This is a genomic window from Microbispora rosea (genome assembly GCF_900156315.1).
GTDB classification, from domain to species: Bacteria; Actinomycetota; Actinomycetes; order Streptosporangiales; family Streptosporangiaceae; genus Microbispora; species Microbispora rosea.
The window spans coordinates 1-6,786 of sequence record NZ_FTNI01000064.1 but is presented as its reverse complement, the minus strand read 5'-3'; the positions used below and the strand labels follow the sequence as shown (position 1 = coordinate 6,786).

The following is a 6,786-nucleotide window of genomic DNA, read 5'->3' as shown; positions in this document are numbered from 1 at the left end:
TAACAGGTCGACGACGTCGAAGTCTCCGACCAGGGTGTCCGTCAACTCGACGAACGCGTCGGTCAGTTGGCGTTCCCGCGTCACGACTGCCTCCCGGGGGGACTCGATCGCCGAATATCAACTCTTGTCCGGTTTGAGGAGTCGCGGTAGCCGTCTCCGCCGTGCGCTTCCGCAGTGGCACCGTGACCGTTGCGCCTACTCTCCGCTCTGGTCCGAGGGCGCTCGTCGGTCCGAAGGGGCTCGTCGGTCCGAAGGGGCTCGTCGGTCCGAAGGGGCTCGTCGGTCCGAGGGCGCTCGTCGCAGACGGAGGCAGAAACAGGCTCCCCCCTCTTCACGGGGCTCATGCCAGGCGTCGCCGCCGTTGCCCCGGGCGAAGCTTCGCACGATCCACAGTCCCAAGCCCGTCCCCTCTGTTTCGCGATCAACCTCCCGCTCACGGCTGAAGCGCTCGAACAACCGCGGCACGAAGGCCGCAGGCACACCCGGCCCACGATCGCACACCCGGAGAAGGATCCATCCCGGCTGTCCGGTCGCGGACACCACGACGGGTGGACGCCCATAGGCGAATGCGTTCTCCAGGTAGTTGTCCACCATCGCGGCGAACTCTCTGCGGTCGACCAGGGCCTCCAGATCAGGGCTGCAGGATACGCACACGTCCCGCGACCGTTCGTCCAGCTCGCCGAGTCGTTCGAGGAGCACTTCGAGCACGGGGACGCGTTCCACGCGGGCGGACGCGCCCTTCGCTTCGATGGTCGACGCGGTGAGGAGCTTTCGGACGAGCCCCTGGAGCCGGGCCGTCCGATCGGCGATGCGCTCGACGATCTCGGTTCTTTGCTCCTCGGCGAGCGCGATCAGGCGATCACGGAGCACGTCCACCAGCACGCTGATGGTGGCCAGGGGATTGTGGAGTTCATGGGCTGCGACGGCGACCGCCACGTTCTGGCGTTCCAGGGCCGCCTCCAGCTCTCGTTCGACGTACCTGCTCCGTGTGACGTCGCGGAGCGCGGCGACGTACAGGGGCTCGTCTTCCAGGGTCGTGGCGGTGACCCGCATCTCTACGACCCGTTTGCCTCCGGTGGGCAGCATCAAGTCGATCTCGGTCGCCGCACCCGCGGCGATGGGGAAGCCGAACGGGGTGCCGATCAGATCCTCTGCCGAGCGGGCGAAGAGCTCCGCGGCGGCGGGGTTGCAGAGCCTGATGATCCCTTCCTCGTCGACGGCGACGATCCCGTCCGCCGAGGCCGAGACGATGACCTGGCTGATCTCGTCCCGGTATTCGATGTCGTCGGGCCGCCCTGGCTCGGAGCCTCCTGCGCGGCTTCCGCCAGGCGGGGACCCGCCACCGGCACTCACCTCGCCGGACCTTCTGTCTCTTCGGACTCGGACGCCCCCCGTGCGATCTCGGGATCGACCGGTCCCGTGGAGACGTGGGGGACACCTGACAAGGGCTCGCCGATGTGCATGCCGCTGCCGTCGATCGTGAGTGCGCGAATGCTGTGGTCGTGGGCGGAGCCGCGCGCCTGGAGCACCGCGATGGCGCGCCGGATCTCGGCGGGGCTTTCGACGTACCGGAGCTGGATCCAGACGTCGGAGAGCCCGGCGATGTCAGAGGTGATCAACGGCGCGTTCGCCGAACTGACGCGTCCGGCAGGTGTCCCCGTGAGAAGAGTGGTGATCTCGTTCTGCCGGAGGACCGCCCCCAGCGCGATGACGAAATCGAGGAGAGTCCGCGGCGCGGCCACGCGTTCGAGAGCGGACAATGTGTCGACGACGAGCCGGCCGGGCGCGAACTCCTCAATGGCGTGCCTGAGCCGCAGAAAGTGGTCTTCTGGCGACATCACCTCCGCGTAGCCGGACATGACCCGGAGCAGACCCGAGGCCCGCATCGCCTTCAGATCCAGACCCCAGCCCGCGGCGCTGCGGAAGAGTTGCCCGGGGGTCCCGTCGAAGGTGCAGAGCAGGCAGCGCTCACCCGCCTCGACGCCGGCGGCCGTGAAACGCAGACTCGCCAGCGTCTTGCCCGTGCCGGGGGGCCCGGTCATCAGGACGATCGCGTCCCGGTAGAAGCCGCCGCCGCACATCTCGTCCAACTCGGGAATGCCCGACGAGACGCGGGCGAGCGACGCGTGGTCGGACGGGGTGAGGAACGCGAGGGGGACCACCACGATGCCGCCCCGTGGATCGATGGTGAACAGCCATTCCCCCGTACGATGCGGGGCGCCGCGGAACTTGACGATCTCAACCGTCCGGGTTCGCCGACCCTGCCGGAGCACGTTGCGCAAGATGATGACATTGTCGAGCACGAATGGCTCGACCCCGTAGCGGGTCACACCGTCGTACTCTTCGGGGCGCTCCGCGGTGAGCACCGAGGTGACTCCGAGCGCCTTGAGAGCGGAGGCGACCCGGAACAGCTCGCGGCGAACGACGGCGATGTCGGTGAACCGGGTGGAGATCGCGTTGAGCGAGTCGAGCGCGACACGGCAAGCCCCGGTCTGGCGGACCGCGTGTTCGATACGCGCCACCAGGGCACCGAAGTCGTAGGCACCGACGGCGGGCGTGTCCTCGCTGATACTCCCCGATGCTTCGACGAAGGCCCACTTTCCTTCGTCCTCCCACAGTTGGATGGGGAAGCCCAGCGAGGCTGAGTTGCGGCGGATGTCGGTGGCTGTCTCCTCGAAGGTGACAAAGACCCCAGGCTCGTTGTATCGCGTGATTCCGCGGGAGAGGAACTCAACGGCGAACAGCGTCTTACCGCTTCCGGTCGTGCCGCTCACCAGCGTGGATCGACCGGCGGGCAACCCGCCCAGGGCTATGTGGTCGAAGCCGTCGATCCCCGTGGGGATCCGCCCGATGGCGTTGCTGTCAGTCATCGTCACTGCCCTTCCGAGGGCGACGCGTCCGCGGCTGGAAGGCCCAGAGCGATGGCGGCGCGACCGTGATCGGACAGATCCCCGATCACCCGTCGCTGTGGTGGCGGCGTGAGCCTGACCACGGTGGGGGTGGCCAGGATCCGTCCCTCCTCGGCCAGCTCGGGCCGCTCGACGGCGTCGATGACCTCGACCTCGTACATGCCGGAGAGGTGAGCCTCGCACAGGAACCGCAGGTTCACCTCCGCGGTCTGGGACCGCTCCGTGTTCCCGGCCACGTACAGCCTGAATGAGTAAATGGTCACGTCAGGACCCGTCTCCAACATCTGCAGGGCTCCGGACGGGGCCGTGCGGTCTACCCCTGTTCGTACCCCGCAGACAGGCGGGGACGAGCATCGGAAGAGGAGCCGGCACGCGCAGCGGATGGAGGTGTCCTCCCCGCCCGCTTGCTGCACGAAGCGTCGCCGCAGCTCGCGTGCGGCGGCGTTGAGATCGATCCGATTGTGCATCACGATGCATGCGGGGTAGCGTCATGAGGAGTTCATCGGGGCAGGCCACAGGGTCTTCGGCCCGCTTTCACCAAGGCGGACGCGCCCTCACCTCTGTTGGCTACGCCTCACCGGGGACGGGCGGAGCGGAACCGGCCGACTCAACGGCGGCGAGATCGCTTGTGAAGTGAGCAGCCATGAGCCGAGCAGTGGACGAGGTCACGGGCGGCGGGAGACTCCCGTGATCCGGGTTCTCGTGGTCGAGGATCAGCGGGCGCTCGCGGGCGCTCTCGAGATCGCGATCGACGCCCAGCCCGATCTGCATTGCGTGGGGGCCGCCGGAACGGTCGAGGACGCCGTCTCGCTCGTGAGGATACACAGGCCCGATGTCGTGCTCATGGACATTCATCTGCCGGATGTCGACGGCATCGAGGGAACGAGGCGGATCAAAGCGTCTCACCCGGATGTCCGCGTCCTCATATTGACAGGCGATGCCAGGCCCGACCTGTTCGCGGCCGCCGCAGCGGTAGGAGCTTCCGGATTTCTGGCAAAAGACAGCAAATTCCCGGACATTCTTAAAGTGATCCGCGCCCCGGTCGAGAAGAACATCCTTATGGTGGAGGGTGACCCGCTCAGAGCGCTCCTCAAGGATCGCTTCGCAGCGCCACACGCCGGGCGCGGGAACCGGGCGGGGCTCACCCCGCGTGAGCTGGAAGTTCTGAGGCTGATGGGCGAAGGGCTCGATCCCCGTGCGATCGCCGGGCGACTCGTCGTGAGCCTCCACACCGCTCGGGGCCACGTCAAGAACGTCATGATGAAGCTGGGCGCGCACAGCCAGCTCGAGGCGGTTGTCCTGGCCACTCGGACGGGGCTCCTGCCAGGACCGCGGAAGCCTGGTTGAGCCCGCGATGCGGCCCATTTGGGGGGCGTAGCCGGACCATATGCGGGTGGCGTGGCGTCTGTCGTCCGCCTAAATTGTGAGTATGCGTCGCACCGCGGCTCTTTCCCGAGCTACCGCCTCGGCGGGGTTGGGCTCGATAACGCCACGTGCCGGTATCCCGGCAAACGAGAGCGCCGCTTTCGTTCAGCGGGTACGCCGGCCTTGCCGCGCATAGACGCTATGAGGTCTTCGTTGCCGCCCCCGAGGCATCCAACCCTCGGCATCCCCGGCCAAGGGCCGGAAAGAAATCCCGGCATGCTCCGGCATGTGACGCGCTCCCCGTGGTCCACGAGGATGAGGCAGGCGCGCTAGCGATATCCACGCCCCGACCGCTTGGTTGCGGGAAGGAAGAACCGATATGGACATGAGACACGTTGAAGCTCTGTCCGGCTGTATCAATAATCTTGACATCCCCGCATATGTCACACGCCTTGATCCGGAGGTATCCGATCCCCTCGGTGAAGACGAGATCGCCCGGACCACCAGGGCCGCGATCTGCGCATTGCAAGGGCTCAACAAAGCACTGCAGCAACAGCGGCGGTTCGCCTCCGACATGTCACACGAGTTGCGTAACCCCATCGCCGGGCTGCGCGCAGAGCTCGAGTGGGCGCAGTTGCATCCAGATGATGTTCAACCGCACGAGACCTTCCAGCGTGCGCTGAGCGCCGTCGACCGGCTCGAGGCGATCATCGGCGATCTGCTCCTGTTGTCCCGAGTCGGGGGCGCCGTGCCGTACGGGCGGGCACCGGTCGACCTGGCGCAGTTGGTCAAGGCGGAAGTCTCCTGTCGGGCGGATCGTATTCCGGTCCAGATGCGGCTCGCTCCCGCGGTCTGCGTCAAGATCGTCGCCATCCAGATCGGCCGGGTGCTCACAAATCTTCTGGACAATGCCCAACGGCACGCCGAGAAGGTCGTACGGGTCGAGGTCAGTCGTAACGGGGACATCGCGGAACTGGCGGTCTCCGACGACGGTGAAGGGATCGCCGAGACCGACCGTGAACGGATCTTCCAACGATTCACCAGACTGGACGCAGGCTGCCGCCGCGACCGCAGCGGCAGCGGCCTCGGGTTGTCGATCGCCCGTGAGATCGCCCAGGCTCACGGCGGGACTCTCCATGCCGGAACCTCTCCCATCGGCGGCGCACGTTTCACACTGCGGCTTCCCCTCGTGGCCTTTCCGGGCCCCGACGGTGTCATGAGGCCTGACCAACGGCTGTACTGATCGCCGAATTCGGCCACGACGTCCGCCTGCCGCCCAACGCGACATCGCAGGCACGCAATGTGTCCAGCCCACCGATCTGACGGTCCCGCCGGCGGTGAAGTTCGTCGGCACGAAGTGGCCGAGCGATAACGCGAAGGCGGGCAGAGAGCCGGACGCGATGCCGGGCCAGATCACGGGCAGCCAGATCGCCCGAAGCGGCCGCCTTCGTCCTCCCAGACATCCTGCTCTGCCTCTTGCTCCGCCGGGACCCCGGGCGCGGGAGTCCGGTCCTCCACGGGAGGCGCACCGTTCGGGTCCCTGGGGGCCGACGCGGATGCGGCCTCCGGCGGTATCACCCGCAACGTTATTCCCTCGTGGCCGTTGATGGTCAGGGTAACCAGCCCGCGGTCCATGGATTGGAACCATCCGACCTTCACGGCCCGGCCGGCGACTGGAATTCGGTGCGGAATGTTGCTCCAGGCGTCCACATGCAGTCCGACCCGGAGCGTCATCCTCCCCAGCCGGTGGTCGACGGCCGCGATAAGACCTGGGAGTTCGGCCGCCGCGTCCGTTGACCGGGGCCACCATTCCCCGTCCACAGCACGCGTGCGACGAGGGCTTGGTTCCAGGCTGAGCCGCACGACGGGTACGTCACGCGGCTGCTCCGCCAGAACACGGGTGATGGGAACTCGAGTGTGCGTCAGCGTCATGATCGGCCGACCTGCCTCAGCCCCGACGGGGCTGCGTCTGATGAAACGCCGCAGACGGTGCCGGCGCGACTGCCGGCATTCGAAATGCCCCCGGTACCAGCAATTTTACTCCTTCCGCTGGCCGGTGGGGGGCTTGCGACAGGCCTGGTGGGCGCTGACCGCGTCGTCCAGGTGCAGGCCGGAGTCCGGGCCTGAGCGGGAACGCTCGGTCACCCACGCTGACCGGGTGCCGCCATCAGCAGGGGTGATCGGCTCATCTGGCGTTGCCGGTTTCCTGTTGAGGCGCCCGGGGCTTGACTGTGAGATGGGCCGCGGTCCGTGGGGATTCGGACCATCCCAGAGCGGCCTCCGGGGTGCCCAGGTCGGAGAAACGCGGTTGCCGGCGTGCTCGGTGACCCGTCGACTCCGCCGGGCGCTCCGGCCGGACGAGGCCGATCCCGGCAAGCCTCGTCATCGGCTGTGATCGCCGGCCGGGCGCCGTCTGTAGCAGGGTGAGTGCGCCGATGACCCTGTCGTGGTGGCGCATCGGCAGTGCCTGGACCGCGACGAAGCCGGTGAGCTGCGCCGCTGCGGCGAAGCG

The 6,786-nt window shown here is 67.4% G+C and carries 6 protein-coding genes; 2 read left to right on the top strand and 4 right to left on the bottom strand.

Annotation, left to right across the window (positions count from 1 at the left end):
* Nucleotides 1-195: 195 nt before the first annotated feature.
* The 3 genes from BXA11_RS40805 to BXA11_RS40795 are packed head-to-tail and all read right to left on the bottom strand — an operon-like array spanning nucleotide 196 to nucleotide 3,172.
* Nucleotides 196-1,353: an ATP-binding protein gene (locus BXA11_RS40805; RefSeq protein WP_076443303.1), complete on the bottom strand. Its 1,158-nt coding sequence runs from the start codon at nucleotides 1,351-1,353 to the stop codon at nucleotides 196-198.
* Complete coding sequence (gene kaiC / locus BXA11_RS40800; RefSeq protein WP_076443302.1) at nucleotides 1,350-2,870, bottom strand: circadian clock protein KaiC; 1,521 nt, start codon at nucleotides 2,868-2,870, stop codon at nucleotides 1,350-1,352. The genes BXA11_RS40805 and kaiC overlap by 4 nt, the downstream gene beginning before the upstream one ends.
* Nucleotides 2,871-2,872: 2 nt before the next feature.
* On the bottom strand, nucleotides 2,873-3,172 hold the full coding sequence (locus BXA11_RS40795) for a circadian clock KaiB family protein (protein WP_204053722.1): 300 nt from the start codon (nucleotides 3,170-3,172) through the stop codon (nucleotides 2,873-2,875).
* A 424-nt stretch (nucleotides 3,173-3,596) separates the two neighbouring features.
* Here BXA11_RS40795 and BXA11_RS40790 point away from each other — a divergent pair, with 424 nt between their 5' ends.
* Nucleotides 3,597-4,256, top strand: a complete 660-nt coding sequence (locus BXA11_RS40790; protein ID WP_076443301.1) for a response regulator transcription factor — start codon at nucleotides 3,597-3,599, stop codon at nucleotides 4,254-4,256.
* 397 nt (nucleotides 4,257-4,653) lie between these two features.
* Nucleotides 4,654-5,517 (top strand): sensor histidine kinase, encoded by an 864-nt coding sequence (locus BXA11_RS40785; protein WP_076443300.1) that lies wholly within the window; start codon nucleotides 4,654-4,656, stop codon nucleotides 5,515-5,517.
* A 170-nt stretch (nucleotides 5,518-5,687) separates the two neighbouring features.
* Here the strand turns inward: BXA11_RS40785 and BXA11_RS45915 are convergent, their stop codons facing one another.
* On the bottom strand, nucleotides 5,688-6,206 hold the full coding sequence (locus BXA11_RS45915; protein ID WP_373320593.1) for a DUF5994 family protein: 519 nt from the start codon (nucleotides 6,204-6,206) through the stop codon (nucleotides 5,688-5,690).
* Nucleotides 6,207-6,786 lie beyond the last annotated feature (580 nt).